This is a genomic window from Stenotrophomonas sp. 82F1, assembly GCF_056861525.1.
The window spans coordinates 1-24,013 of the sequence record NZ_JBSPUD010000034.1 but is presented as its reverse complement, the minus strand read 5'-3'; the positions used below and the strand labels follow the sequence as shown (position 1 = coordinate 24,013).

Annotated in this window: 26 protein-coding genes and 1 tRNA gene; 5 read left to right on the top strand and 22 right to left on the bottom strand. The window is 66.7% G+C overall.

Annotated features, from left to right (window positions below):
- Positions 1 to 425 precede the first annotated feature (425 nt).
- Positions 426 to 782: a hypothetical protein gene (locus AC13GI_RS20930; RefSeq protein ID WP_380657231.1), complete on the top strand. Its 357-nt coding sequence runs from the start codon at positions 426 to 428 to the stop codon at positions 780 to 782.
- Positions 783 to 862: 80 nt separating this feature from the next.
- Positions 863 to 1,171 (top strand): hypothetical protein, encoded by a 309-nt coding sequence (locus tag AC13GI_RS20925; RefSeq protein WP_099818817.1) that lies wholly within the window; start codon positions 863 to 865, stop codon positions 1,169 to 1,171.
- Positions 1,172 to 1,244: 73 nt separating this feature from the next.
- On the opposite strand, the gene AC13GI_RS20920 is transcribed toward AC13GI_RS20925, so the two are convergent.
- Positions 1,245 to 1,320: transfer RNA gene (locus AC13GI_RS20920), tRNA-Lys, on the bottom strand.
- Positions 1,321 to 1,473: 153 nt separating this feature from the next.
- Here AC13GI_RS20920 and AC13GI_RS20915 point away from each other — a divergent pair.
- Positions 1,474 to 2,433: a DUF2268 domain-containing putative Zn-dependent protease gene (locus tag AC13GI_RS20915; RefSeq protein WP_482997247.1), complete on the top strand. Its 960-nt coding sequence runs from the start codon at positions 1,474 to 1,476 to the stop codon at positions 2,431 to 2,433.
- Positions 2,434 to 2,636: 203 nt separating this feature from the next.
- Here the strand turns inward: AC13GI_RS20915 and queC are convergent, their stop codons facing one another.
- From queC to aspS, 18 genes are all read right to left on the bottom strand, one after another.
- Positions 2,637 to 3,302, bottom strand: coding sequence for a 7-cyano-7-deazaguanine synthase QueC (queC, locus tag AC13GI_RS20910; RefSeq protein WP_100460128.1), 666 nt, complete (start codon positions 3,300 to 3,302; stop codon positions 2,637 to 2,639).
- Between the two features lie 77 nt (positions 3,303 to 3,379).
- Positions 3,380 to 4,081 (bottom strand): 7-carboxy-7-deazaguanine synthase QueE, encoded by a 702-nt coding sequence (gene queE / locus AC13GI_RS20905; RefSeq protein WP_482997246.1) that lies wholly within the window; start codon positions 4,079 to 4,081, stop codon positions 3,380 to 3,382.
- A 139-nt stretch (positions 4,082 to 4,220) separates the two neighbouring features.
- A complete protein-coding gene (gene ybgF / locus AC13GI_RS20900) occupies positions 4,221 to 5,039 on the bottom strand; it encodes a tol-pal system protein YbgF (RefSeq protein WP_088100990.1) in 819 nt (272 codons plus the stop codon).
- Between the two features lie 3 nt (positions 5,040 to 5,042).
- Positions 5,043 to 5,561, bottom strand: a complete 519-nt coding sequence (gene pal, locus AC13GI_RS20895; RefSeq protein ID WP_006386160.1) for a peptidoglycan-associated lipoprotein Pal — start codon at positions 5,559 to 5,561, stop codon at positions 5,043 to 5,045.
- Between the two features lie 64 nt (positions 5,562 to 5,625).
- Positions 5,626 to 6,945: a Tol-Pal system beta propeller repeat protein TolB gene (gene tolB, locus AC13GI_RS20890; protein WP_265953317.1), complete on the bottom strand. Its 1,320-nt coding sequence runs from the start codon at positions 6,943 to 6,945 to the stop codon at positions 5,626 to 5,628.
- Positions 6,946 to 7,195: 250 nt separating this feature from the next.
- On the bottom strand, positions 7,196 to 8,251 hold the full coding sequence (gene tolA / locus AC13GI_RS20885; protein WP_088100991.1) for a cell envelope integrity protein TolA: 1,056 nt from the start codon (positions 8,249 to 8,251) through the stop codon (positions 7,196 to 7,198).
- Positions 8,241 to 8,669 carry a protein TolR gene (gene tolR, locus AC13GI_RS20880; RefSeq protein WP_025874671.1) on the bottom strand — a complete coding sequence of 143 codons (429 nt, stop codon included), beginning with the start codon at positions 8,667 to 8,669 and terminating at the stop codon, positions 8,241 to 8,243. Before tolR ends, tolA begins: the two co-directional genes overlap by 11 nt.
- A 24-nt stretch (positions 8,670 to 8,693) precedes the next feature.
- Positions 8,694 to 9,473: a protein TolQ gene (gene tolQ / locus AC13GI_RS20875; protein ID WP_025874672.1), complete on the bottom strand. Its 780-nt coding sequence runs from the start codon at positions 9,471 to 9,473 to the stop codon at positions 8,694 to 8,696.
- A 10-nt stretch (positions 9,474 to 9,483) separates the two neighbouring features.
- Positions 9,484 to 9,933 (bottom strand): tol-pal system-associated acyl-CoA thioesterase, encoded by a 450-nt coding sequence (gene ybgC, locus AC13GI_RS20870; protein ID WP_482997245.1) that lies wholly within the window; start codon positions 9,931 to 9,933, stop codon positions 9,484 to 9,486.
- Positions 9,923 to 10,963 (bottom strand): Holliday junction branch migration DNA helicase RuvB, encoded by a 1,041-nt coding sequence (gene ruvB / locus AC13GI_RS20865; RefSeq protein WP_482997244.1) that lies wholly within the window; start codon positions 10,961 to 10,963, stop codon positions 9,923 to 9,925. The genes ybgC and ruvB overlap by 11 nt, the downstream gene beginning before the upstream one ends.
- Before the next feature lie 378 nt (positions 10,964 to 11,341).
- Positions 11,342 to 13,261, bottom strand: coding sequence for a potassium transporter Kup (locus tag AC13GI_RS20860; protein ID WP_099818802.1), 1,920 nt, complete (start codon positions 13,259 to 13,261; stop codon positions 11,342 to 11,344).
- Between the two features lie 49 nt (positions 13,262 to 13,310).
- Positions 13,311 to 13,904 (bottom strand): Holliday junction branch migration protein RuvA, encoded by a 594-nt coding sequence (ruvA, locus tag AC13GI_RS20855; RefSeq protein WP_099818801.1) that lies wholly within the window; start codon positions 13,902 to 13,904, stop codon positions 13,311 to 13,313.
- 13 nt (positions 13,905 to 13,917) lie between these two features.
- Entirely contained in the window at positions 13,918 to 14,439 is a 522-nt protein-coding gene (gene ruvC, locus AC13GI_RS20850) for a crossover junction endodeoxyribonuclease RuvC (RefSeq protein WP_089236563.1), read from the bottom strand.
- A gap of 129 nt (positions 14,440 to 14,568) precedes the next feature.
- Positions 14,569 to 15,300 (bottom strand): YebC/PmpR family DNA-binding transcriptional regulator, encoded by a 732-nt coding sequence (locus AC13GI_RS20845; RefSeq protein WP_089236564.1) that lies wholly within the window; start codon positions 15,298 to 15,300, stop codon positions 14,569 to 14,571.
- Between the two features lie 152 nt (positions 15,301 to 15,452).
- Positions 15,453 to 16,085, bottom strand: coding sequence for an esterase/lipase family protein (locus AC13GI_RS20840; protein WP_025874679.1), 633 nt, complete (start codon positions 16,083 to 16,085; stop codon positions 15,453 to 15,455).
- A 77-nt stretch (positions 16,086 to 16,162) separates the two neighbouring features.
- The gene (locus tag AC13GI_RS20835; RefSeq protein WP_482997243.1) at positions 16,163 to 16,684 is read right to left on the bottom strand and encodes a GNAT family N-acetyltransferase; all 522 of its coding nucleotides are present in this window, start codon (positions 16,682 to 16,684) and stop codon (positions 16,163 to 16,165) included.
- Between the two features lie 32 nt (positions 16,685 to 16,716).
- A complete protein-coding gene (locus tag AC13GI_RS20830) occupies positions 16,717 to 17,055 on the bottom strand; it encodes a DNA primase (protein ID WP_482997242.1) in 339 nt (112 codons plus the stop codon).
- 16 nt (positions 17,056 to 17,071) lie between these two features.
- Positions 17,072 to 18,823, bottom strand: coding sequence for an aspartate--tRNA ligase (gene aspS, locus AC13GI_RS20825; RefSeq protein WP_482997241.1), 1,752 nt, complete (start codon positions 18,821 to 18,823; stop codon positions 17,072 to 17,074).
- Positions 18,824 to 18,983: 160 nt separating this feature from the next.
- Between aspS and AC13GI_RS20820 the strand changes: the two genes are divergently transcribed.
- Positions 18,984 to 19,736, top strand: coding sequence for a DUF3011 domain-containing protein (locus AC13GI_RS20820; RefSeq protein ID WP_380657949.1), 753 nt, complete (start codon positions 18,984 to 18,986; stop codon positions 19,734 to 19,736).
- Positions 19,737 to 19,848: 112 nt separating this feature from the next.
- Here the strand turns inward: AC13GI_RS20820 and AC13GI_RS20815 are convergent, their stop codons facing one another.
- The 3 genes from AC13GI_RS20815 to blaL2 all read right to left on the bottom strand — a co-directional run bounded on the left by AC13GI_RS20815 (position 19,849) and on the right by blaL2 (position 22,779).
- The gene (locus AC13GI_RS20815) at positions 19,849 to 20,490 is read right to left on the bottom strand and encodes a hypothetical protein (protein WP_482997240.1); all 642 of its coding nucleotides are present in this window, start codon (positions 20,488 to 20,490) and stop codon (positions 19,849 to 19,851) included.
- A 56-nt stretch (positions 20,491 to 20,546) separates the two neighbouring features.
- Entirely contained in the window at positions 20,547 to 21,761 is a 1,215-nt protein-coding gene (locus AC13GI_RS20810) for a cation:proton antiporter (RefSeq protein ID WP_482997239.1), read from the bottom strand.
- A 106-nt stretch (positions 21,762 to 21,867) separates the two neighbouring features.
- Entirely contained in the window at positions 21,868 to 22,779 is a 912-nt protein-coding gene (gene blaL2, locus AC13GI_RS20805; RefSeq protein ID WP_482997238.1) for a L2 family extended-spectrum class A beta-lactamase, read from the bottom strand.
- A 177-nt stretch (positions 22,780 to 22,956) separates the two neighbouring features.
- On the opposite strand from blaL2, the gene ampR reads away from it, so the two are divergent.
- A complete protein-coding gene (gene ampR / locus AC13GI_RS20800; RefSeq protein WP_099818793.1) occupies positions 22,957 to 23,820 on the top strand; it encodes a LysR family transcriptional regulator AmpR in 864 nt (287 codons plus the stop codon).
- The last annotated feature ends 193 nt before the right edge of the window (positions 23,821 to 24,013 follow it).

Sequence of the window (24,013 nt, the reverse complement as noted above, 5' to 3'; positions counted from 1 at the left end):
CATATGCGGTTTGCGGCATTCTTCAACGTGATCGACCACGCGCGGAAACGAATGCGTCGTGTACTGACGCTTGCTGCGCATGACAGGCCTGCGCCACCATCGTCGCGCGCCTGGATTCCGCATGTCCTTCCGGAAATTTCTGATTGAAATCCAAGCGCGGGCGTAAACACCATGCTGCGCCACCGACAACGGGTGGCACCGGGCCTGCAAGCCCGTGATGATTTTCGAGCCGTTGTTTACGCTTGCCCGCCGGCATCATTTTTCAATGGTGCCGGCGGGTAATCCGTCGGCCTTTATGGCGGGCGGTGCGTGGGGGCCTTCGTGCCCGCCGGTCAATGGCTCTAATCATCCCGGCTTGCAGCCACGCACCGTCCGCCACCCGCTCTGCGCGGTGGCATTCCCATCCCAGAGCCGAGGAAGCCGAGATGACTGAAGGTCCGCCCTATGCCTCATATGCCGCCAGCGTCAACGACGACGATGACAACCCCATACCCGAACTGAGCACCTTCCTGGGCTGCCTCGAACGCATCCGGGCGGGCGAAGGTGCAGACGGCCAGCCCTGGCCTGATGCAAGCCTTCCCGCAGGGCGCAGGGTGGCACTGTCACGCGTGGAGCGGGCCGCCGTCGGCATGCTGACCGTGGCAGAGATGCTGCATGCCGCCGATCGCTGCCGATCGATGGCAACGCCGGACCGATATCTGGATGACGGCGTGGTCGAAGGGCTGTTCTTCGCCTGCCGGGGACTGGCGGAGCTGGTGTGCCGGGATATCCGGCCTGAGTAGGCGCACCTGCACCACAATCCAGCCCATACTCGGGCCGGGTTCGTCCCGAGTTCCATCGACACTGACACAAGGAGGTTCGCATGTTGAATGCCATGATCATTGCCGCGCTGGCCGCAAGCCCGGCTGCGCCCGTACCGTACGCCGACTGCCTGCTCGGCAACATCCAACCCGGCCTGTCCGACCATGCCGTGCAATTGGTGCAGCAGGCGTGCGCCGCCAAGCACCCCGACAGCTTCATTGCTTCGCTGGAACTGGAGCGCAATTACAGCGCCCAGCGGCAGGCCCGGTTCGATGCTGAACGCGCCGCAGTAGAGCGTGCTGCGAAGGCTGCCGCCAAGGTCGAGGCAGACCGCGAGGCGGCCCGTTCCCAGGGCGCGACGTCCAAGTAGGAGCTCAGGTTCTGCAACAAAAAAGGCACCGCTCAGCGGTGCCTTTCTGGATGACCGAGGTCATTGTCTGCAATGGTGGGCCGTGATGGATTCGAACCATCGACCAAAAGATTAAAAGTCTTCTGCTCTACCGACTGAGCTAACGGCCCATGCAAGGCCCCGGCCTTTCGGCGGGGTGGGCATTCTACCGTACTTTGCGGGGCTGGGTGAAGTCGGGGATCTACGAAGTTGCCGGGCTGCGGGCGTCTAAACCTTTCCGGCGCCCGCAGCATCTCAGCTGCGACCCTGCCCCGGAGCGATGGATGCGCCTGCCACTGCCGCTGATGCTCGCCCTGCTGCTGCCGTTTGCCGCCTCTGCAGCATCGCCTACACAGGTGCGGACCGACGATATCGACCGCTTCTGGGCTACCTACGATGCGGTACTTGCCGAGCCCGATGCCGCGCAGCAGGTGGCCCTGGTCCAGCAGCGCTACATCGATCCAGGCAGCCCCGGCCTGCATGCGCTGATGAAGGTACGCAACTACACCGCCGCCGAGTACGCCGACGCCATGCTGGCGTGGCCGCGCTTCTGGGCCTCGGTACGGCCGCTGACCGCCAACGCACAGCAGGCCAGCGCCACGCTGGAGCGGGATCTGGCGGCGTTCCGCACGCTCTACCCCGCCCTGCGCCCGGCCAGCATCACCTATGCCGTGGGCGTACTGCGCACGGGTGGCACCACGCTGGGCAACCAGGTGCTGATCGGCGCGGAAATGGCACTGGGCGATGCAAGCGTGGATGTCAGTGAACTGCCGGAGCCGTTGCGCAGTCGCCTGCGGGTCTTCTACGACAGCAATCCCGGTGCGAACAACGCACAGAACAACCTGCATGAGTACGTGCATACCCAGCAGCGCGAGACCACCGGTTCGCTCGCGCAGTACGCGGTGCGCGAGGGCGTGGCCGAGTACGTGGCCGAGCGGATCAGCGGGCGCCGACCGGCGCTGCCGCTGTATGCCTATGGGCCGTTGCACGAATCGGAGATCCGCGTTCGCTTCATCGCCGAGATGGATGGCGATGACCTGGACAACTGGCTGTACAACAGCGCCCGCAATGCGTTCGGGGTGAGCGATGTGGGGTACTACGCCGGTTACCGGATCGCGCAGGAGCACATGCGCCAGCAGCCGGATGAGCAGGCGGCGATCGCACGGATGATCGAGCTGGATTACGAGGATCCTGCAGCGGTGCGGGGGTTTATCGAGGCGTCGGGGTGGCTGCAGCAGCGGTAACGCCGGGCCATGCCCGGCGCACAGTGCCAACCAAGGTTGGCACCTACCAGAGTCAGAGCTGCCCGGCCGGTCAGCCAGTGCGAACCAACGGTTCGCACCCACCGGGGTTCAGTTCGCACCCACCAGGGTGGAGTTCGCAGCTACCGGGGTTCAGTTCGCACCTGCGACGGAAGCCGGCCAGCGGCCGGCACTACCAGAGGCGATCAGGCGTACAGCGTCGGGTCGGCCACACCGGCTTCGGTGAAGCCCTGCGCGCGCAGGCGGCAGGCATCGCAGTGGCCACAGGCCGCGCCGTTGGCATCGGCGTTGTAGCAGGACACGGTCAGGCCGAAGTCCACGCCCAGTCGCACGCCTTCGCTGACGATCTGGCCCTTGCTGAGGAACTGCAACGGTGCATGCACGGTGATGCCCGCGCCTTCCACCCCCGACTTGGTCGCCAGGTTGGCCAGCGCCTGGAAGGCGGCGATGAACTCGGGGCGGCAGTCCGGGTAACCGGAGTAGTCCACGGCGTTGACGCCGCAGAAGATGTCGTTGGCACCGAGCACTTCGGCCCAGCCCAGGGCCAGCGACAGCATGATGGTGTTGCGCGCCGGCACGTAGGTGACCGGGATGCCCTCGCCGCCCGCCTCGGGCACGTCGATGTCGTCAGTCAGCGCCGAGCCGCCGATGCTGCGCAGGTCCACGTCCACGGTCTTGTGCACGATCACGCCCTGGGCCTTGGCCACGCGCGCGGCGGCATCCAGCTCGGAGGTATGGCGCTGGCCGTAACGCACGCTCAGGGCATGCACGGCGAAGCCCTGTTCCTGGGCCATGGCGATGACGGCGGCTGAATCCATGCCGCCGGAGAGAAGCACGACTGCCTTCTTCATGGGTAGATCATCCGGTTTGGGGGAAAAGCCAGCACGCTGTCCCGCGCCGGAACTACATCAAGGAACAACGGACGGGCTCAGCGGCCCGGTTCGTCATTCCAGAGAATCTTATGCAACTGCATCTGGAAGCGCACCGGCAACCGGTCTTCCACGATCCAGTCCGCCAGCTGCCGGGCAGTGATCTCGCCCTTGCTGGGCGAGAAGAACACCATCGTGCGCTGCACCAGCTGGTGCTCGACGACCATCGCCTTGGCCCAGTCGTAGTCTTCGCGGTTGCAGATCACGAACTTGATCTGGTCGCGCGCGGTCAGCAGCGGCAGGTTCTCCCAGCGGTTGCGGGCGACCTCGGCCGAGCCGGGGGTTTTGATGTCGACCACGCGCGATACGCGCGGATCGACCGCGCTGACGTCAAGCGCACCGGACGTTTCCAGCGACACATCCAGGCCGGCGTCGCACAGCTTCTGCAGCAGCACCAGGCAGCGCTTCTGTGCCAGCGGCTCGCCGCCGGTCACACAGACATGGCGCACCCCCTGGGCCAGCACCTCGGCGACGATGTCGTCGATGTCCCACCAGGTGCCGCCGTGGAAGGCGTAAGCGGTGTCGCAGTACTGGCAGCGCAGCGGGCAACCGGTCAGGCGCACGAACACGGTCGGCCAACCGGCGGTATCGGCTTCGCCCTGCAACGAGGTGAAGATCTCGGTGATCTTCAGGCGCGGCAGTGTCGACTGCACGATCTCGCTGGGCGTGGCAACGGCGTTGGACGGAGTGACGGCGGTCATGGCAGACAATTCTTCATGGGACGGGCGACGGATGTACCGGCGCCGGAAACGAAAGCAGCCGAGCATGGGCTCGGCTCTACAGGAGGCTGCCGGGAGTCAGCCCAGCGCCAGGGGGCGTATTGTACGCCCGGTCAGCGGATCAGCGGATCTGATTGCCGAGGCGGATCGATTGCAGGCGGTCCTGCGCGGTACGCGCGGCATCCGAGCCTGGGTATTGCGCCACGACGGTCTCCAGCGTCTGCTGGGCCTGGTCGACCTTGCCCTCGCCATACTGCGAGAGGCCGACCTTGAGCAGGCCACCTGCGGCCTTGTCGTGGGTGGGATAGCGCGAGAGCAGTTCGCGGAACTGGGACTCGGCCATCGGGAAATTGCGGGTGGCGTAATAGCTCTCGCCCAGCCAGTACAGCGCGTTGGGGGCGTAGACGCCGTTCGGGTACAGCTCCAGGAAGCTCAGGAACAGCTGCGCCGAATCATCGTACTTGCCTGCCTTCAACGCATCGAAAGCCACGTTGTAGGACGTACGCTCGTCACCGGTGACGGCCAGGCTGCCCGGGTCACCATGGACGGAGGGCGGCCGCTCGGAAGTGGCCGCCGCTGCGGGTTTTGCCGGGGCCGCGGGGGCCTTCGGTGCGCTCGCCGGAACAGCAGGCAGGGCCGGGGCGGCAGAGCCCCCTTCCAACCGGTTCAGGCGGCTGTCCAGATCCAGATACTGGTCCTGGGCGGACTGCTTGAGCTGGGCGTTGTCGTGCTGGAGTTGCTCGATCGAGGCCTGCAGGCTGGTGACCTGCTGCCGCAGCTGATTGATCTGGTTCAACAGGTCCTGGTTGGCACTGTTGTTGTACATCTGCTGCTCGAGCGAACCGACACGGTCGGCCAGACTCTGACGTTGTGCATGCGCCGGTGCGGCAGCCACGAGGGCTGCCGCAACGACCAGCATCAGTTTGATGCCAAGGCGCATGGATTACTGCGCGGTGTAGACGATTTCGACGCGACGGTTCTGCGACCAGCAGGACTCGTTCGACTCGGTGCAGACCGGACGCTCTTCACCGTAGGACACGACGGTCAGCTGCGAAGCCGAGCCACCGTTGGCCTGCAGCGCCGAGTTGACGCCGTTGCCACGACGCTCGCCCAGAGCCTGGTTGTACGCGCGCGAACCGCGCTCGTCGGTGTGGCCCTGCAGGGTGATGCGCGAGGACGGACGGTCACGCAGGTACTTGGCGTGGCAAGCCATGATGGCCTGGAATTCCGGCTTCACGTCTTCCTTGTCCAGGTCGAAGTAGACGACGCGCTGACGCAGGCAGGCGTCGGTGTCCAGATCGCCCGGGCCGTACAGGCCGGAGGTGGACGGACCGGTCGGGGTGGTGGTCGAGGTGCCGGTATCGACCGGAGCCTGCGGCTCTTCCTTGACCTTCTTCGAGCAACCGGCCAGGACGGCCACGGACAGCAGGGAAACAAGCAGAACGCGGGTGGACTTGTTCATGGCGATACCTTTGTGGCTCCTAAGCCGATGAGGGGTTCAATACAGAGAAAATATTAACACTCTTTTAGCGCTGGGTACGGTATGGGGACCATGCCGGCTCGCGCACATCACCGTCTGCCAGAACCAGGCGCTGGCGCACGCGCGCATCGGCCGAGACGGCGTACAGCACACCACGGCCACCCTCACGGGCGGCGTACAGCACCATGCTTGCGTTGGGCGCAAAGCTCGGCGATTCGTCCAGCGAACCCGGCGACAGCGTGCTCCAGCGCGGCGAGCCCAGCGAGCTGTCCATCAGCGCGATCTTGTAGCTGTTGCCCGAACCCTGGGCAACGGCGATCTTCTTGCCGTCGTAGGACACCGAGGGCTTGGCGTTATAGTTGCCCTGGAAGGTCACGCGCTCGGCGCTGCCACCACCGGCACCGACCTTGTAGACCTGCGGACGGCCGCCGCGATCGGAGGTGAAGTACACCGCGCTGCCGTCCGGGGCCCAGGTCGGCTCGGTGTCGATGGCGAAGTGGTTGGTCAGCTGGGTCAGCTGCTTGCTGCCCAGATCCATCACGTAGATTTCCGGGTTGCCCGAACGCGACAGGGTCAGGGCCAGCTTGCGGCCGTCCGGCGAGAAGGCCGGGGCGCTGTTGATGCCGCGGAAGCTGGTGACCAGTTCACGGGCGCCGGTGGAGATGTTCTGGATGTAGATGGCGGAGTTGCCACGTTCGAAGCTGACGTAGGCCAGCTTGTTGCCATCCGGGCTCCACGACGGCGACAGCAGCGGCTCGGCCGAACGCACGATGGTCTGCGGGTTGAAGCCGTCGGAATCGGCGACCATCAGCGCGTAGCGCATGGCGTCGCCCTTGCCGCTGGCGGTCACGTAGGCGATGCGGGTCCAGAAAGCGCCACGGATACCGGTGATCTTCTCGTAGATGGCGTCGGCCATCTGGTGGGCGACGTCGCGCATGGCGTTCCCACGTGCGGTCATCGCCAGGCCCAGCAGGCGCTCGCCCTTGGGCACGTCGAACAGTTCGTACTCGACGCGGTAGGCGCCGGCACCGGCATCCATGACCCGGCCGACGACGATGTAGTTCTGCTTCAGCGCGCGCCACGTGGCGAACTGGATGTCACCGCCACGGGTCGGCTTTTCGACGATCTGCGCTTCGGGCAGCGTGCGGAACTGGCCCGATCGTTCGAGGTCGGCACGGACCACGCCGGCGACATCGGTCTGCGGAGCGCCGGCCGCACCCTGGTAGGGCATCGGCACGATGGTGATCGGGAGGGCGGAGGCGTTGCCGCCGATGATGTCGATATCCAGCCCCTTCTGCTGCGCGACGGCAGCAAAGGGCAGCAACAGGGCCGCAAACACGGCAAGCCAGCGAGGCATCTTCTTCATGGAGCGCTCAAATAGGGGGAACCGGAACGAGGGATAACAAAACGGCAGTGAACCGCTTCGCAATCATGAACCAAGGGTACGTGAATTCCGGGTCAGTGCCAGCCAGGTCTCTCACATGCCGTTAACGTCGCGGCCAACTTCCGTGCGGATGACTCGCCGCAAGCATGGCCCGGACGGGCCCGCACGATCCAGAGTCAGAGGCGTCATCGCATGACGGGGCAGCCCCACCGGACTGCCCTGCCCCTGCGCCTCAGCGATCCTGGGCGGTGAAGGTGAAGTTGATCGTGCGCGCGAATACCTGCTCGAAGCCACGGTACGGCAAGGGCTGGGCATTGAGCACGGCGGCCTCGATCGAGCGCTTGCCGGCCTCGTCGAACGGGCAGCCGGCGCTGACCGTGGCGCTGCGGACGGTACCGCCCGGCAACTGATTGATGGTGATCTGGCAGCGTTGGCCCAGCGGCACGCTGTCCGGACGCACCCACTGCGCCAGCACCTTGGCCTGGATGGCCGCCGCGTACTTGGCAGACAGATCGTCACTGCTGCCGCCACCACCGGCGGCCGGCTGTGCGGCGCCGCTGGCACCGGCAGCGGCCGTGCCTGCGGCATTGCGCGCAGCAGCCACCTGACGCAGCTTCTGCTCGGCCAGCTTGGCTTCCTTCTCGGCCTGCTCGCGGCGGGCACGGATGTCGGCGATCTTCTTCTGCTTCTCGGCCTCGGCCTTGTCGGCAGCCAGACGCTCCTGCTCGGCCTGCTTCTTCTTGGCGTCCGCTTCCTGCTGCTTGGCCAGGCGCAGCTTCTGCTCGGCTTCTTCCTGGCGCTTGCGTTCGGTCAGGTCGATCTGCTCCTGGCGGCGCTTGGCTTCCTGCTCCTGCTTGGCCTTTTCCTGCGAGATCGCCAACGCGCTGACCGCGTCCTGGTCCTTGGTGTCAGGCTGCGCCACGCGCTCCTGCGCCTGTTGCTGCTGCGGCGTGGGCGCGTCCTGCGGGCGCGGCTCTTCAATCGGCTGCGGCGGCGGGATGGTGTCTTCCGGCACCGGGATCGGCTCGGCCACCGGCGGCGGCAGGTCTTCCAGCTTCTCCGACTGGCGCAGGGCCTGGCGGGCCGCGGCGGCTTCGGACGCGGACAGCGCCAGGCTGGCCTCGACCGAGGGATCGCCTGCGGCGGCATCGGTATTGCGCTGGGGCGACCACAGCCAGGCGCCGATGAAGATCAACGCGACCAGCAGGTGCACCAGCACGGCCAGCACCAGCGGCTGGCCCCAGCCGGGTTCCTGCTTGTGCGGTGGCGGCAGGGCGTCAGCGTGCATCGGTGGCCAGGCCTACCTTGTCGACGTTGGCGCGCTTGATCACGTCCATCGCCGCGATGACCTTTTCATAGGCCACGGCACGGTCGGCGGCGACGATCACGCGCACTCCCTTGTCCTGCGCGGCGATGCCGGACAGGTGACCCTGCAGTTCCTCGGCAGTGACGGCGGTGGGCTCCTTGGCGTCGGGCAGCTTGAGGCTGAGCTGGCCGTCCTGGCGCACCGAGACGATCACCGGATCCTGCTTGCTTTCCAGTGCCTTGGCATTGGAATTGGGCAGGTCGACATCGAAGCTCAGGGTGAGCAGTGGCGCGGTGACCATGAAGATGATCAACAGCACCAGCATGACGTCGATATAGGGAACGACGTTGATTTCCGATTTCAGCTTGCGGCGCTTGCGGCGACCGATGGCAGCGGACATGGCTTGGACTCCCGGGTCTGGCGCTTACTCGTCGCCAGCGCTCTGGCGCTGCAGGATCGAGCTGAACTCGTCGGCGAAGGTCTCGAAACGCACCGACATGCGCTCCACGCGGGTGGTGAAGCGGTTATAGGCCCACACCGCCGGAATGGCCACGAACAGGCCGATGGCGGTGGCAAACAGCGCTTCGGAAATGCCCGGGGCGACGGCGGCGATACCGGCCTGGGCACCGCTGCTGATCATGTCGTGCATGGTCACCATGATGCCGAACACGGTGCCGACCAGGCCCACGTACGGGGCGGTCGAACCGATGTTGGCCAGCAGTTCCAGATTGCGTTCGAGCTGGTCGACTTCGCGGGTATAGGTGGTGCGCATCGCGCGCTGGGCGCCTTCCAGCTGGGCGCGGCCATCCAGCCGGCGCTTGTCGCGCAGGCGGGTGTACTCGCGGAAACCGGCTTCGAAGATCGCTTCCAGGCCGCCGACATTGCGGCTGCGGTCGGTGGCCGAGCTGTACAGCTTGCCCAGGTCGGCACCGGACCAGAAGCGGTTCTCGAACTCGTCGGCTTCGCGGGTGGCCTGCTTGAAGATGCGGGCCTTGCGGAAAATGATCACCCAGCTGACGAACGAGCCGACCAGCAGCGCCAGCACGATGATCTTCACCGGCAGGCTGGCCTTGGCCATCAGTTCGAGGTAGTTGATGCCGCCGCCGGTGGTGGCCTGGGCAAGGGTCTGGGTCGCGGCATTGCTGACGTCGGCCGGCAAAGCCTCGGTGACCGTGGCCTGCAGGGCCAGGAGCGTTGCGATCATCCGTTGTTCCTCAAGAGTTCTGTTCGGATTCGGGGTGGAGGTGGGGTTTCAGCGTGGCAAGGACCAGATCGTCCATGCCACGCGGGCGGAAACTGGCCGCGTCCAGTGCGGCGATGCGGACCTGCGCGGACAGCAGCAGCTGGCCGTCACGCAGGACCTGCTGGTCGAAGACCATGCTGGCCTTCTTCAGCTGGACCAGGGTGGCGCTGACCTGCAGCTGGTCATCCAGCCGTGCCGGCTTGATGAAGTCCATCTGCATGGAGCGCACCGCGAAGACCATGCCGTGCTCGCTACGCATGCGCTCCTGACCGAAGCCCAGCGCACGCATCCATTCGGTCCGGGCCCGTTCCATGAAGGCCACGTAGCGGGCGTGGTAGACCACCCCGCCAGCGTCGGTATCTTCCCAGTAAATGCGTGTCGGCCAACTGAATCGGGGTTCAACCGAGGGTTCAACCGACATCGGGGACCTCGGCAAACAGATCCTGCGGCGGGTTCTTCGGCTTCAGGCCCATGTGCCGGTAGGCCTTGTGGGTGGCCATGCGGCCACGCGCGGTGCGCACCAGGTAGCCCTGCTGGATCAGGTATGGCTCGACCACGTCTTCCAGCGTGCCGCGCTCTTCGGACAGCGCCGCGGCAAGCGACTCGATGCCGACCGGGCCACCGTCGAAGTAGTCGACCATGGTCTTCAGCAGCCGACGGTCAAGCTCATCGAAGCCTTCCGGGTCGACCTTGAGCATCTGCATTGCGGCCTGGGCCACGGTCTGGTCGATGTGGCCACCGGCCTTGACCTGGGCGTAATCGCGCACGCGGCGCAGCAGGCGGTTGGCGATACGCGGGGTGCCACGCGCGCGGCGCGCGATCTCCCCTGCCCCGTCGGCGGTGCAGTCGATGGCCAGGATCGCGGCCGAGCGGCGCACGATGCGGGTCAGTTCTTCGACGCTGTAGAACTCCAGGCGCTGGACGATGCCGAAGCGGTCGCGTAACGGCGCGGTCAGCAGGCCGGCGCGGGTGGTGGCGCCGATCAGGGTGAACGGCGGCAGATCGATCTTGATCGAGCGCGCTGCAGGGCCCTCGCCGATCATGATGTCGATCTGGAAATCTTCCATCGCCGGATACAACACTTCTTCCACCACCGGCGACAGGCGATGGATTTCGTCGATGAACAGCACATCGTGCGGCTGCAGGTTGGTCAGCAGCGCGGCCAGATCGCCGGCCTTTTCGATCACCGGGCCGGAGGTCACGCGCAGGGCCACGCCCAGTTCGTTGGCGATGACATGGCTGAGGGTGGTCTTGCCCAGGCCGGGCGGGCCGAAGATCAGCACGTGGTCGAGCGCATCGCCACGACCCTTGGCGGCCTGGATGTAGATCTCCATCTGCTCGCGCACCGGCACCTGGCCGAGATAGTCGGCAAGTCGCTTGGGTCGGATGCTGGCGTCGGCGGCGTCATCCTCGCGGGTGGCGCCGGCGCCGATGATGCGGTCGTCGGTCATGTGCTGATTATGCGGCAAAAACGGGGGGATTCGGCCGGGCTGCGCCCGGCACCCGCAGAGGCCAAAGCAACGGCAACAGCCGAAGCAAGAGCAGAAGCAGGTTTCCTGGGGGATGGCGGGGTGGGTCCGGTTGCGGGGGACGCTGCAAGTACGTCCATGTAAGCTCGGTCGCGCCATCCCTGGCGCTCACGCCCCCGCAACCGGACCCACCCCGCCTTCGACAGATCTGCGCAATCTGTCGGAATGACATGGCCCGCTCTTGGTGGGTGTCGACCTTGGTCGACACGGTGGATCCACGCCGTGCGTGGATGGAGCCGGATGACACGAACATGGGGTCAGAGCCCTTTTCCTGAGGAAAAGGGATCCGACCCCGTGCGGTCAGATCTCCACCTGCGCGCCCAGCTCGACCAGGCGGTTGCCCGGAATGCGGAAGAAGCCCGTCGCCGGGGCGGCGTTCCTGTGCATCAGCGCGAACAGCTTGTCGCGCCAGATCGGCATGCCGCGGTTGGCGGTGGCGACGATGGTTTCGCGGCTGGCGAAGAAGGTGGTGTCCATCGGGTCGAAGTAGATGCCGCCGTGGTCGCACGAGCGCATCAGCGCCAGCGGTACGTCGGGGGTCTCCATGAAGCCGAAACGCACGTAGACCCGGTAGAACTCATCGCCCACCGATTCGATCTTCAGTCGTTGCCCTTCCATCGCATATGGAATGGGCAGGGTTTCCACGTGCAGGAACACATTGCGCTCGTGCAGCACCTTGTTGTGCTTGAGGTTGTGCATCAGCGCATGCGGGGCCACGGTCGGGTCGGCGGTGAGGAACACCGCGGTGCCGGGTACGCGCACCGGCGGCGCCAGCATCAGGCCCGGCAGGAAGGTGTCGATACGGATGCCGTCCTTGCGGATCTCATCGCGCAGCAGTTCGCGGCCACGACGCCAGGTGCGCATCATGGTGAACAGGAAGATGCCCAGCACCACCGGGAACCAGGCGCCCTGCAGCAGCTTGGCGCCGTTGGCGATGACAAAGCCCAGGTCGATGACGAAGAACACCACGCACAGCGGCAGGATCCAGTTGCGCGCCTTCGGCCACAGCGAACGGGCGACCAGGGCCAGCAGCAGGGTATCGATCAGCATGGTGGCCGACACCGAGATGCCGTAGGCCACAGCCAGGTTGGACGAGCTGCGGAAGGCCAGCACCAGGCCGATCACCATCACCGCGATACCCCAGTTGATGCCGGGGATGTAGATCTGGCCGATGGTGTCGTGCGAAGTGTGCTTGATGCGCATGCGCGGGATGTAACCCAGCTGCATGGCCTGGCGCGAGACCGAGAACGCGCCGGTGATGACCGACTGCGAGGCGATCACCGCGGCCATCGTGGCCAGGATGATCATCGGGTACAGCGCCCACGACGGCACCGCTTCGAAGAACGGGTTCTTCACCGCCTCGGGGTGGTTGAGCACCAGCGCGCCCTGCCCCAGGTAGTTCAGCACCAGGCACGGCAGCACGAAGAAGTACCAGGCGTGGCGGATCGGCTTGGCACCGAAGTGGCCCATGTCGGCATACAGCGCCTCGCCACCGGTGACCGCCAGCACCACCGCGCCGAGGATGAAGATGCTGTGCCAGCCATGATTCATGAAGAAGCGGATCGCCCACCAGGGGTTGAACGCTTTCAGCACTTCCGGCGCGTCGACGATGTTGTAGATGCCGATCGCCGCCAGCGAAATGAACCAGATCGAGGTGATCGGCCCGAACAGCTTGCCGATCTTCGCGGTGCCAAAGCGCTGCACCGCGAACACCGCCAGCAGCACCACCACGGTAATCGGCACGATGAAGGCATGCAGCCCGGGGGCCGCCACCTCCAGGCCTTCCACCGCGCCCAGCACCGATATCGCTGGCGTGATCACGCCGTCGCCGAAGAACAACGAGGCGCCGAAGATGCCGAGGATGCCCACCACGTAAGCCGAGCGCGACCCGTTGCGCAGCGTGCGCTGGGTCAGCGCCATCAGCGCCATGATGCCGCCCTCGCCGTCATTGTCGGCGCGCATGATGATGGTCACGTACTTCAGGGTGACCACGATGTTCAGCGCCCAGAACGCCAGTGACAGCACGCCCAGCACGGTGTCGTGGTCACTGCTGAGCCCGTAGTGCGGCGAGAACGCCTCCTTCAGGGTGTACAGCGGGCTGGTGCCGATATCGCCGAAGACCACGCCGATCGCACCGATGATCAGCGCCAGCCCCCCGGCGGGGGGAGCGTGACCATGGCCGCCATGGGCGGCGGTGTGCGGAGTTTGACTGCTGGACATGGGGCTCCTGGCGAAGCTCAGGGTGTAATGGGAAAGGAAGCGGCGCGGCTCAGCGCAGCGCCGACTGCAGGGCCTTGCGGATGACCATGGCCACTTCGTCGCCCTCGTTGAAGGCTTCGCGCGCCATCCGCGCCGCCTCGGTCGGCTTGTAGCCCAGCTGCTGCAGCGCCACGGTGGCATCGGACAGCGGATCGGCCGGGGCCGGGCCACTGCCGGTCGGCAGTGCGCCACCGGCGCCGAACTGCGCCGCGCGGTCACGCAGTTCCAGCACCATGCGCTCGGCGGTCTTCTTGCCGATACCGGGGATGCGGGTCAGCGCGGTGATGTCACCGGCCTGCACCATACGCGCGAATTCTTCGACGGTGACGCCGGACAGCACGGCCAGCGCGATCTTCGCGCCGATGCCGCTGACCCGCTGCACGTCGCGGAACAGGCGGCGCTCGCCTTCGCGCAGGAAGCCGTACAGCGAGACGCTGTCTTCCTTCTGCGAATAGTGGGTGTACAGGGTGACCTCACGGCCCAGCTCGGGCAGGTCGTAGAAGGTGCTCATCGGCGCCTCCAGCTCGTAGCCCACCCCGTTGACGTCCACCACCAGCCACGGCGGCGCCTTGTAGGCGACGATTCCGCGCAGTCGACCGATCATTGCGTGCAGCTCCTCATTTGCGACCCCACGCCTGGCGGGCAGTCAGCCCCAGGCGGTTGGCCGTTGCCCTTACGTGGGCATGGGTGATGGCCACGGCCAACGCGTCGGCCGCGTCGGCCTGCAGCTTGGTTTTCAGGTTGAGCATGAGCCCGACCATGTGTTGAACCTGTTGCTTTTCGGCGCCGCCACGACCGACCACCGCCAGCTTGATCTCGCTGGCAGCGTATTCGTGCACGGGCAGGTCGCGCAGCACCACCGCCGAAATCGCCGCGCCACGGGCCTGGCCCAGCTTCAGCGCCGAATCGGGGTTGCGTGCCATGAACACCTTTTCGATGGCCACTTCCTGCGGCTGGTACTCGTGGCACAGCTCGGCCAGGCCCAGCACCAGCAGCTTCATGCGCTGCGGGAAGTCGTCGGCCCCGAGCAGCACCAGCGGCTGGTGATGCACGTGGCTGACCCGGCCGCTGGCGTCGACGTCGATGATGCCGACCCCGGTCCGTTGTGAACCCGGGTCGATGCCGAGAATGCGGGTCATGCGGCACGCACACAGGCGCCGCTGATCCGGGAAGGACGCATGCGGCGGTGATGGCTGGAAACGTCTGGGGTCATCATGGTCCGCATTGTCCGCTCACCGGCCGCCAAAGGCGACCGGTGGAGCGTACGTTCAGGCGTAGGCGTCCGCGCCGAGATCGGCGTTGGAGTAAACGTCCTGCACGTCGTCGAGGTCTTCCAGCATGTCCAGCAGCTTCTTGACCTGCAGGACGGTGTCGCCCTCGACCTTGATGTCGTTGTCGGCGCGGAAGGTCAGCTCGGCATGGTCCGGCGTGCGGCCGGCCGCCTGCATCGCATCCTTGACCGCGTGGAAGCTGTCCGCGGCGGTGAGCACGTCGATCGCGCCATCCTCCGGGTAGACCACGATGTCATCGGCACCGGCCTCGATGGCCGCTTCGGAGATGGCGTCCTCATCGGCGCCGGCAGCGTAATGCAGCACGCCCACGCGCTTGAACATGAAGCTGACCGAGCCTTCGGTGCCCATGTTGCCGCCGCACTTGCTGAACGCATGGCGGACATCGGCCACGGTGCGCACGCGGTTGTCGGTCAGGCAATCGACGATGACGGCGACGCCACCGGGCGCGTAGCCCTCGTAGCGGATCTCTTCGTACTCGACGCCTTCCAGTTCACCGGTGGCCTTCTTGATGGCGCGCTCGATCACGTCCTTGGACATGTTCGCGGTCAGTGCTTTGTCCACCGCCACACGCAGGCGCGGGTTATTGTTGGGGTCGCCTCCACCGCCGCGCGCGGCCACGCCGATCTCACGGATGATCTTGGTGAAAATCTTGCCGCGCTTCGCGTCAGACGCGTTTTTGCGGTTCTCGATGGAGGGGCCTCTACCCATGGGTCTTTCCGTACGTGCGTTGATGGATAAGGCCGCGGATTCTACCTGATCGGGCCATGCCACCGTGTCGAGGGGGACAGATGCGGCCGGGCCTGGCGCCCCGGTAGCGCCGGGCCATGCCCGGCGAGCGCAGCGGCGCTGGGTGACGTCGCTCAGGCCGCAGCGGCGTCCCGGCCATGGTCGAACTGGCCATGGCGGAGGAAATGCGCGGTCTGCCGTGCGGCATCCGGCGACACCACCAGGCCACTGTGGCTGGTGCGCACCACGCAGTGGTCGGCCAGGCCCGGCAGGCGGGTCTCGGCCAGCGCCACGGTGCCATCGGAATCGTCATCCAGCGCCCCGAGCAGGCTGCCCAGCCCATGCGGCACCGAGCCTGCGATCAGGCCGACCGCAGCCTTGCCCTGCCAGTCCGGCAGCCCGTCCAGCAGCAGTTCGCTGCTGCGGCCCAGGGCCAGGCCCCAGCCATGTTCGGACAGCGAGCGCGCGGTGCCACTGCCGCGCAGCGGCGAGCCCAGGCAGACCACGCGCTGCACGGGCAGCTGCGGTTGCCGACGCAGGGCTTCCAGCGCCAGCAGGCCACCCAGGCTGTGCCCGACCAGCGACAGCGGGCCTGCGTCTGCCAGCCGCTCCAGCAACTGCGGCACGGCCACATCGGGGCCGCCGAATACGGACGAGTAGCCAAAGGTATGGACCTGGAAGCCACGCGCGCGCAGGCGCCAGGCCAGTGGCCCGACCCAGGCACGGGCATTCCAGATGCCATGCAACAACAGAACGGGGGGAGTCATGTGCAACAGCCTGGCGGTCAGCGGGGCGGAACTACGGTGATTGAACAGAAGCCAGGGGCAAGCGGCGGTGAACGACTTCAGGCCGGATGCGGCAGACGGCGCAGGATGAACTCAAGATCGTTGATGTCGCCGACCGGGAACAGGTACTCGCCGGCCTTTTCGAAACCATAGCGGGCGTAGAAGCGCTGGGCGCCGAAGTTTTCCGACCACACGCCCAGCCACAGCGTGCGCGGGCCGTCGCGTTCCAGCCAGGTCAGCGCGGTTTCCAGCAGGCGGCTGCCCCAGCCGCAGCTCTGCTGCGTCTTGACCAGGTACAGGCGCTTGAGTTCACCGTCACCGGGCTTCACGTCCGGGTGCGGCAACCCACAGGGGCCGGCGGCGGCATGGCCGACCGCCTCCCCATCCAGCTCCAGCAGCCACACCGCGTAATCGGGGTGGGCCAGGATCACGCGCTGGCGCTCGACCGCGTAGGCCTCCTCGAGGAAGTCCTGCAGGTCCTGCGGCGGATACAGATGGCCGAAGGTTTCGGTGAACGTGCGCGCGGCCAGCGCCGACAGGGTCGGCGCGTCGTCCACAGTGGCGCGGCGGATCGAATACATGGGTCGAGTTGACGTCAGGACAACGGTTCGGGTCAAGCCCGCTCCGCCGGTTCCTTGCCGTCTTCTTCCTCTTCCTCTTCTTCGTATTCCTCGTCGTCCTCTTCTTCCTCGCCGTCGTCCTCTTCTTCTTCGCCTTCCTCGTCCTCGTCGTACTCTTCCTCTTCGTCGTCTTCGTAATCCTCGACGCCGAAGTCTTCACCGTCCCAGCGACCTTCGCCGTCAGCGACGAAGGTCAGGGCCATGGCCGACGGGTTGGTACCGACGCGGACCAGCCAACCACCGAAGACACGTGCACGCTCGGTGACCAGGTTGGCCTCGGAGCCTTCATTGCCCAGCTTTTCCCACTCCAGCGAAAACGCAAACTCGGTCATTGCCTGGATCTCCTGATCAGTTTTTCTTGGGGCGAACCTGGATGTGCACTTCGGCCAGCTGCTCGTCGACGATCGGCGACGGCGCGTCGGTCATCAGATCCTGCGCACCGGTGGTCTTCGGGAACGGGATGACGTCGCGGATCGACTCGGTGCCGGCCATCAGCGCGGCGATGCGGTCGATACCGAAGGCGATGCCACCGTGCGGCGGCGCGCCGTAGTTCAGCGCATCGAGCAGGAAGCCGAACTTCGCACGGGCTTCCTCGGCACCGATGCCGAGCAGCTCGAACACCGCGCTCTGCATGTCGGGACGGTGGATACGGATCGAACCGCCGCCGATTTCATTGCCGTTGAGCACCATGTCGTAGCCGCGCGAAACGGCAGTCTTGGCGTGCGCGCGCAGGTCGGCGATGTCGTCCACGGCCGGCGCGGTGAAGGGGTGATGCAGGGCGACGTAGCGCTGCGCTTCCTCGTCCCACTCGAACATCGGGAAGTCGGTGACCCACAGCGGCGCCCAACCGTCAGCGACCAGGTTGAAGTCCTTGCCGGCTTTCAGGCGCAGCGCGCCCATGAAGTCGGACACCTTGTTGTAGCCGCCGGCACCGAAGAACACGATGTCGCCGTTGCCGGCGCCGACGTGGGCCACCAGCGCGGCGAAGCCCTCTTCGCTGAAGAACTTCTGGATCGGCGAGCTGATTTCACCGTTCTCGCCCACCTTGATGTACGCCAGGCCCTTCGCGCCGTACTTGGCGGCGTGCGCGGCGTACTCATCGATCTGCTTGCGCGACAGGCTGGCACCACCCGGGATGCGCAGCGCGGCGACGCGGCCATCGGCATCGTTGGCAGCCGCGGTGAACACCGGGAATTCGCTGGTCTTGACCAGCTCGGCCACGTCCACCAGTTCCAGCGCGATGCGCAGGTCCGGCTTGTCCGAACCGTAGCGACGCATCGCCTCGGCCCAGGTCATGCGCGGGAAGCTGGCGTCCAGCTCGACGTCGACCACTTCCTTGAAGATGCCGCGGATCATGTCTTCGACGAAATCCTGCACGTCGCGCTCGCGGACGAAGGCGAACTCCATGTCCAGCTGGGTGAATTCCAGCTGGCGGTCGGCACGCAGGGCCTCGTCGCGGAAGCAGCGCGCGATCTGGTAGTAGCGGTCGAAGCCGGCCACCATCAGGATCTGCTTGAACAGCTGCGGACTCTGCGGCAGGGCGTAGAACTCGCCCGGGTGCATGCGCGCCGGCACCAGGAAGTCGCGCGCGCCTTCCGGGGTGGCCTTGGTCAGGATCGGGGTTTCGATGTCCTGGAAGCCCTTTTCGTCCAGGTGGCGGCGCAGGGCCTGCACCAGCTTGATGCGGGTGCGCTGCATGCGCTGCATTTCCGGACGGCGCAGGTCCAGGTAGCGGTACTTCAGGCGGGTTTCTTCGCCGGGGTTCTCGTGCGCGTGGAACGGCAGCGGCGCGGCCTTGTTCAGCACGGTGATGGCGGCGGCGATCACTTCCACCTTGCCGGTGCGCAGCTTGTCGTTGACCGCGTGGCGGGCGCGCACAACACCTTCCACCTGCAGCACGTCCTCATAGCCCAGGCTGGCGGCCACGGCGAACACTTCGGCGTTGTCGAGCTCCACCGTCACCTGCACGATGCCTTCATGATCGCGGAGATCGATGAAGCAGACGCCGCCCTGGTTACGGGCCACGTCGGTCCAGCCGGCGAGGGTGACAGTCTGGCCAATCAGGGTCTCATCGACCAGGCCGCAGAAGTGGGTACGCATGGGGGGAAAGCTCCGCTGGAGAACGCCGGCGCCTGATGGGGGCCGGAAAGCCTCTTATTCTGCGGCCGAGGCCCCGGCCGGGGCAAATGCGGACGGTCACGCGGGCTTGATCGCCCCGGTCCTTATAGTCGCGCACCTACTCCCGTATGGGGATGTCGCCATGAAACCGCAGTCCCTGGCCAGCCTGGCCGTGATCCTGGGTACCTTTACCGCGCTCGCCCTGCCCTCCGCCCCTGCCGCCGCGCAGGACGGGGTGGTGCGCTGCGAGAGCCAGAACAACCGCGAACGCGTCTGCAACACCGGCTGGCGCGACGCCCGGCTGGTCCGCCAGCTGTCCGGCTCGGCCTGCGTGGAGGGCCGCACCTGGGGCGCCCGCAACGGCAGCATCTGGGTCAACAACGGCTGCCGCGCCGAGTTCACCCAGGGCCGCGGTGGCTGGGGGGGCGGCAACGGTGGCGGTTGGGGCGGCGGCAACGGCAACGGCGGCACCGTGCGCTGCGAAAGCCAGGACAACCGCGAACGCAGCTGCCCGGTCGGCTGGCGCAACGCGCGCGTGGTCCGGCAGATTTCCGGCACGCAATGCGTGGAAGGCCAGAACTGGGGCGTGCGCAACGGCGCGATCTGGGTCAACCGCGGCTGCCGCGCCGAGTTCGCCGAAGCCCGCGGTGGCTGGGGCGGCGGCAATGGTGGGGGCAATGGCGGCGGTTGGGGTGGCGGCAACAGCAACTACACCGTGACCTGCAGCAGCAACAACAACCGCCAGCAGAGCTGCAACTGGGATGAACGCCAGGGCCGGCCGGTGCTGCAGCAGCAGCTGTCCGGCAGTGCCTGCCAGGAAGGCCGGACCTGGGGTTACTCGCGCGGCAACGTGTGGGTCAGCAACGGCTGCCGGGCGCGCTTCGGCACGCGTTGAGGGGTAGCGCCGGGCCCAGCCCGGCGAGCGCAGCGGCAGGGTCTCCGCTTGAAAGCCGCCGGGCATGGCCCGGCGCTACCGGGCTGTCCGCGGCAGCATGCCAGGGCGCCGATCAGGGTGCCGGCGCCGCTGCATCACCCCAAGGCGCCGGCGGCAGTGCGACCGGCTTGCTGAGGTCGAACTGGACCCGGAATCGACGGCCCTCCGGACGGGTCAGCTCGTAGACGAAGCGCTGGTCCGGCTCGATTTCCATCGCCCACGTGTTGTGGGTCGAGGCCAGCATGTCGGCACGACGGAACATCGCCACCGATTCGCCGTCGGCGGGGAACTGCTGGCGTTCGGCAGTGCCCGGCGGCTTGCTGTCGCCGCCGTACAGGGTGATCGCGTCGGGGCTGCCGTCAGCATGGCGGTGGTCGTGCTTCAGCCGCACGCCGTGCTCGGTGCGGGTCAACACCCAGGTGCGCGAATGATCATCACCGACGTGGAACGGGATGCGCAGCTCATGTCCCGGGTCGGCACAGCCCCGCACATGCATCACCAGCTTCTGCCCGGCAAAGGGATCCTCGCCGGTGGGCGCCGGCGTGTCCTCCACCACCTTGCCCTCGTAGGCCTGGCCGCAATGGGCTGCGATGGCGGCCATGAAGGCGTCGGCCGGTGCGGTCGCCAGATCGTGGTTGACCGTATGCGATGGCTGCGAGCAGGCGGCGAGGCCGAGCAGGGCGATGGCGGAAGCAACAGCGGCGATCGGTTTCATGCCCCAACCCTAACGGCCATGGCCGGTGGGCGCAAACCGCGCTTCCGAGGTTTGCCTCAGCGCTCGGCTGCAGGGGCGGCGGCAACCACTTCCGTCGCCGCCACCGGCGCATCTTCGCCCTGCCCTGCCGGCTCCTGCTCCACCGGATCGACATCGAACGGCGTGCGGAACACCAGCGAGGGCAGCAGCGTGGTCAATGCGGCGTACAACAGCAACGCACCGAACAGCACCGCCGGAATCTGGAAGCGATCGCGCATGATCGCAGCCAGCACCAGGGTGAAGATCAGCGTCGGTGCCAGTGCCAGCGATACGCGCAGGCTGCTGCGGAAGCTCTCGCCGAACATTACGCGTCGCTGCAGCCAGACCACCGCGATGCGCAGCGGCAGCACCACCAGGGTGATCACCACGCCCAGTCCCAGCGCCTCGAAGCTGAGCGCTTCGCTGGGCACCTTGGTGCCGGCGTTGAAGAAATAGAACGGCACGAAGAACGAGGCGAACAGGCGCAGCGCATGCAGGTTTTCGTGCGAGGCCAGCAGCGGCATGCGCTGGTGCAGCAGGCGCGCGACCAGGCCGGCGATGAAGGCGCCGACCAGGTAGTACACGCCCAGCAGATAGGTGATGTAGGCCGCCACCATGCCGACCATCACCAGCAGCGAGAATTCCGAGCCCGGCGCATGCGGCGCGACCCAGCGGCCGAGCGCGATGAACAGCAGTGGCAGGCCGATCATCATCGCCAACAGCGCAAGGCTGGACAGTGCCATATGCCCAGGATCGCCGGCCTGCAGCACGATGAACAGCGCCGCCAGGGCCAGCAGTTCACCGGCGATGGCCTTGCTGGTGACCCAGAACCGCTCGTCCTCGCTCAGCCCCAGCCGCGACAGCGAATCCATGATGAAGCCGGTGGACGGGGTCAGCAGCGCCAGCGCCAGCAGCCCTGCGGCCTGCCATGGCAGACCGGCGTAACGCCAGGCCAGCCAGCCGACGCCGAACAGGGTCGCACTGCGGATAACCAGATGCGCCAGCAGCGGCCACATGCCGCGGCGCAGGGCCTGCAGGTCGACTTCCAGGCCGGCGAACAGGAACAGCGAAGAGATGCCCAGCGTGGCCAGCAGCCCGATGACCGCATCGTGCGCCTGGTCGCCCAGCCAGAGCATGCCGATGATGCCGAACAGCAGGCAGGTCAGGGGCGCGGGCAGGCTGAACCGCTGCAGCGCACGCGGGATGACCAGCAGCGCGAAGATCAGCAGCAGGTAGACCAGTTCATGACTCATCGGGGGACTTCCGTGTGGATCGAACGCGCGCAGGATGCGGGTTCGATCCGGATCGGGCAAGCAGGACACGGCTGAAAGTGTCCCTATCCAGCCGGCGCAGAGCCCTTCAGCGGGTCAGTGCATCGGCGATGCGACCGACCTGCGCAAGCACCGCCGCGCGCTGTTCGAAGCTGATCGCGCCCGCCTGCAGATAGGCGGTCAGGATCCACGGCGAACCACCCTGCACCGGCCACAACACGGCGATGTCGTTGCGCGCGTCTTCGCCATTGCTGCCGGTCTTGTCGCCCACCCGCCAACGCTTGCCCAGGCCTGCACTAAGGCAGGCATCGCCGGTTTCGTTGTCGATCAGCCAGTCGGCCAGCTGCTGGCGCGAGGCCGGCTTGAGTGCATCGCCCAGCACCAGCCGCTGCAGCGTCGCCGCGATGGCCGCCGGGGTGGTGGTGTCGCGTGGATCGTCGATGGCGAAGCTGTTCAGCTCCGGCTCCAGGCGATCACTGCGGGTGATCGTATCGCCACTGGCGCGCAGGAACGCGGTCACTGCCGGCGGCCCACCGATCGCGGCGAACAACAGATTGGCGGCGGTGTTGTCGCTGGTGATCAGCGTGGCCCGGCACAGGTCACGCACGGTCAGGTCCTTGCCGACATGGCGGCGGGTGACCGGCGCGTGCTCGAGAATGTCCTGTGCCCGTACTGGCAGGCGCTGGTCCAGCAGTGCCGGATCACGCTCGGCCTGCTTGAGCACCGTAGCGGCCAGCACGCTCTTGAAGGTGCTGCAGAGTGGGAAGCGTTCGTCCTGGCGATGGCCGAGGCGGCGACCGCTGCCGGTGTCGAGCAGGGTCACGCCGAGTCGGCCGCTGCACGCCTTTTCCAGTGCGGCGAAATCGGTGGCGGCGGCGAAGGCGGCAATGCTGGGTGCAGCGGCCATGGTTGTTGTGGCGGCGCGGACGAGCAGCGGTGCGGCGAGCGCGGAAGCGGCGGCAGCGCCACTGAACTGCAGGAATCGGCGACGAGCGAGCATTCGGGGTTCTCCTGGGCGTGATGCCGATTATCGGAGCCCACCAACGCTGGCCACCAGCGCGAATTTTCAGGAGAAGCCATTAGGTTTATTCATGCATGACGCAGACATCTTTCGGCTATTTCAAAGCCGCCCGGCAAGCAGATACGATCAGCCATCACACCTGCTCACGGCTCACGCATGCTCCACCCGACTCTGCCGCTGAATGCGCTGCGCGCCTTCGAAGCCGCTGCCCGGCACCAGAACTTCACCCGGGCGGCGCTGGAACTCTGTGTCAGCCAGGCCGCGTTGAGCCACCAGATACGCGGGCTGGAGGACCGCCTGGGCGTTCGCCTGTTCCATCGCCTGCCCCGCGGCGTGGCATTGACCGAGGAAGGAGCAGCCCTGTACCCGGTGCTGAATGAATCCTTCGAACGCATTTCAGCCAGCATCGCCCGCTACACCGGCGGCCCGGCACGGGAAGTGCTGACGATCGGCGTGGTCGGCACCTTCGCCACTGGCTGGCTGCTGCCGCGCTTGGCTGCGTTCGACGCCGCGCATCCGGATATCGAGCTGCGGCTGCAGACCCACAACAACCGCATCGACCTGGCCGGTGAAGGCCTGGACCTGGCGATCCGTTTCGGTGATGGCGACTGGCAGGGGCAGACCTGCACGGCGATCCTGGACGCGCCGTTCGCACCGTTGTGTGCACCGGCACTGGCACGGCGGCTGAAGCATCCGCGCGACCTGGCGACCTTGCCGCTGCTGCGTTCGTACCGCAGCGACGAGTGGCCACGGTGGCTGCAGATGGCCGGGGCCAACGGCGTGGAAGCGCGCGGACCGGTGTTCGATTCGTCGTTGACGCTGGCTGTGGCTGCGGCCGGTGGCGCCGGCGTGGCCTTGCTGCCGCTGCGCATGTTCGAGGCGGAGCTGGCCGAGGGGCGGCTGCTGCAACCGTTTGCCACCACGCTGGAACTGGGCCGCTACTGGCTGACGCGGCTGCGCTCACGTGCAGAGCGGGAACCGGCCAAACGGTTCCGCGAATGGCTGCAGGCGCAGGGGTAATGTAGAGCCGAGCCCACGCTCGGCTGCTTCATGTGCGATCCCGCGCTGCGCGCGACAGCCGAGCATGGCTTGTATGTTCCTCCCGGCTCCTACGAGGTATGTAGGAGCCAGGGTGGAGGGACCGTCAACATGATATCTGCGGGTAGCAGCCGACAGACGAGCCGAGCGATCCCCATCCCGCACCTTAACGTCG

Excerpts from the sequence above, each read along its gene's own strand:
- AC13GI_RS20845 (WP_089236564.1), bottom strand. The coding sequence starts at position 15,300 with ATGGGTAGAGGCCCCTCCATCGAGAACCGCAAAAACGCGTCTGACGCG.
- ruvA (WP_099818801.1), bottom strand. The coding sequence starts at position 13,904 with ATGATCGGTCGACTGCGCGGAATCGTCGCCTACAAGGCGCCGCCGTGG.
- queE (WP_482997246.1), bottom strand. The coding sequence starts at position 4,081 with ATGACCGCCGTCACTCCGTCCAACGCCGTTGCCACGCCCAGCGAGATC.
- AC13GI_RS20860 (WP_099818802.1), bottom strand. The coding sequence starts at position 13,261 with ATGTCCAGCAGTCAAACTCCGCACACCGCCGCCCATGGCGGCCATGGT.
- AC13GI_RS20915 (WP_482997247.1), top strand. The coding sequence starts at position 1,474 with ATGCGCCTGCCACTGCCGCTGATGCTCGCCCTGCTGCTGCCGTTTGCC.
- ruvB (WP_482997244.1), bottom strand. The coding sequence starts at position 10,963 with ATGACCGACGACCGCATCATCGGCGCCGGCGCCACCCGCGAGGATGAC.
- AC13GI_RS20830 (WP_482997242.1), bottom strand. The coding sequence starts at position 17,055 with ATGACCGAGTTTGCGTTTTCGCTGGAGTGGGAAAAGCTGGGCAATGAA.
- AC13GI_RS20840 (WP_025874679.1), bottom strand. The coding sequence starts at position 16,085 with ATGACTCCCCCCGTTCTGTTGTTGCATGGCATCTGGAATGCCCGTGCC.
- ybgC (WP_482997245.1), bottom strand. The coding sequence starts at position 9,933 with ATGTCGGTTGAACCCTCGGTTGAACCCCGATTCAGTTGGCCGACACGC.
- AC13GI_RS20815 (WP_482997240.1), bottom strand. The coding sequence starts at position 20,490 with ATGAAACCGATCGCCGCTGTTGCTTCCGCCATCGCCCTGCTCGGCCTC.
- ruvC (WP_089236563.1), bottom strand. The coding sequence starts at position 14,439 with ATGACCCGCATTCTCGGCATCGACCCGGGTTCACAACGGACCGGGGTC.
- blaL2 (WP_482997238.1), bottom strand. The coding sequence starts at position 22,779 with ATGCTCGCTCGTCGCCGATTCCTGCAGTTCAGTGGCGCTGCCGCCGCT.
- ybgF (WP_088100990.1), bottom strand. The coding sequence starts at position 5,039 with ATGCGCCTTGGCATCAAACTGATGCTGGTCGTTGCGGCAGCCCTCGTG.
- tolR (WP_025874671.1), bottom strand. The coding sequence starts at position 8,669 with ATGTCCGCTGCCATCGGTCGCCGCAAGCGCCGCAAGCTGAAATCGGAA.
- AC13GI_RS20820 (WP_380657949.1), top strand. The coding sequence starts at position 18,984 with ATGAAACCGCAGTCCCTGGCCAGCCTGGCCGTGATCCTGGGTACCTTT.
- pal (WP_006386160.1), bottom strand. The coding sequence starts at position 5,561 with ATGAACAAGTCCACCCGCGTTCTGCTTGTTTCCCTGCTGTCCGTGGCC.
- AC13GI_RS20930 (WP_380657231.1), top strand. The coding sequence starts at position 426 with ATGACTGAAGGTCCGCCCTATGCCTCATATGCCGCCAGCGTCAACGAC.
- tolA (WP_088100991.1), bottom strand. The coding sequence starts at position 8,251 with ATGCACGCTGACGCCCTGCCGCCACCGCACAAGCAGGAACCCGGCTGG.
- ampR (WP_099818793.1), top strand. The coding sequence starts at position 22,957 with ATGCTCCACCCGACTCTGCCGCTGAATGCGCTGCGCGCCTTCGAAGCC.
- AC13GI_RS20925 (WP_099818817.1), top strand. The coding sequence starts at position 863 with ATGTTGAATGCCATGATCATTGCCGCGCTGGCCGCAAGCCCGGCTGCG.
- aspS (WP_482997241.1), bottom strand. The coding sequence starts at position 18,823 with ATGCGTACCCACTTCTGCGGCCTGGTCGATGAGACCCTGATTGGCCAG.
- AC13GI_RS20810 (WP_482997239.1), bottom strand. The coding sequence starts at position 21,761 with ATGAGTCATGAACTGGTCTACCTGCTGCTGATCTTCGCGCTGCTGGTC.
- tolQ (WP_025874672.1), bottom strand. The coding sequence starts at position 9,473 with ATGATCGCAACGCTCCTGGCCCTGCAGGCCACGGTCACCGAGGCTTTG.
- AC13GI_RS20835 (WP_482997243.1), bottom strand. The coding sequence starts at position 16,684 with ATGTATTCGATCCGCCGCGCCACTGTGGACGACGCGCCGACCCTGTCG.
- tolB (WP_265953317.1), bottom strand. The coding sequence starts at position 6,945 with ATGAAGAAGATGCCTCGCTGGCTTGCCGTGTTTGCGGCCCTGTTGCTG.
- queC (WP_100460128.1), bottom strand. The coding sequence starts at position 3,302 with ATGAAGAAGGCAGTCGTGCTTCTCTCCGGCGGCATGGATTCAGCCGCC.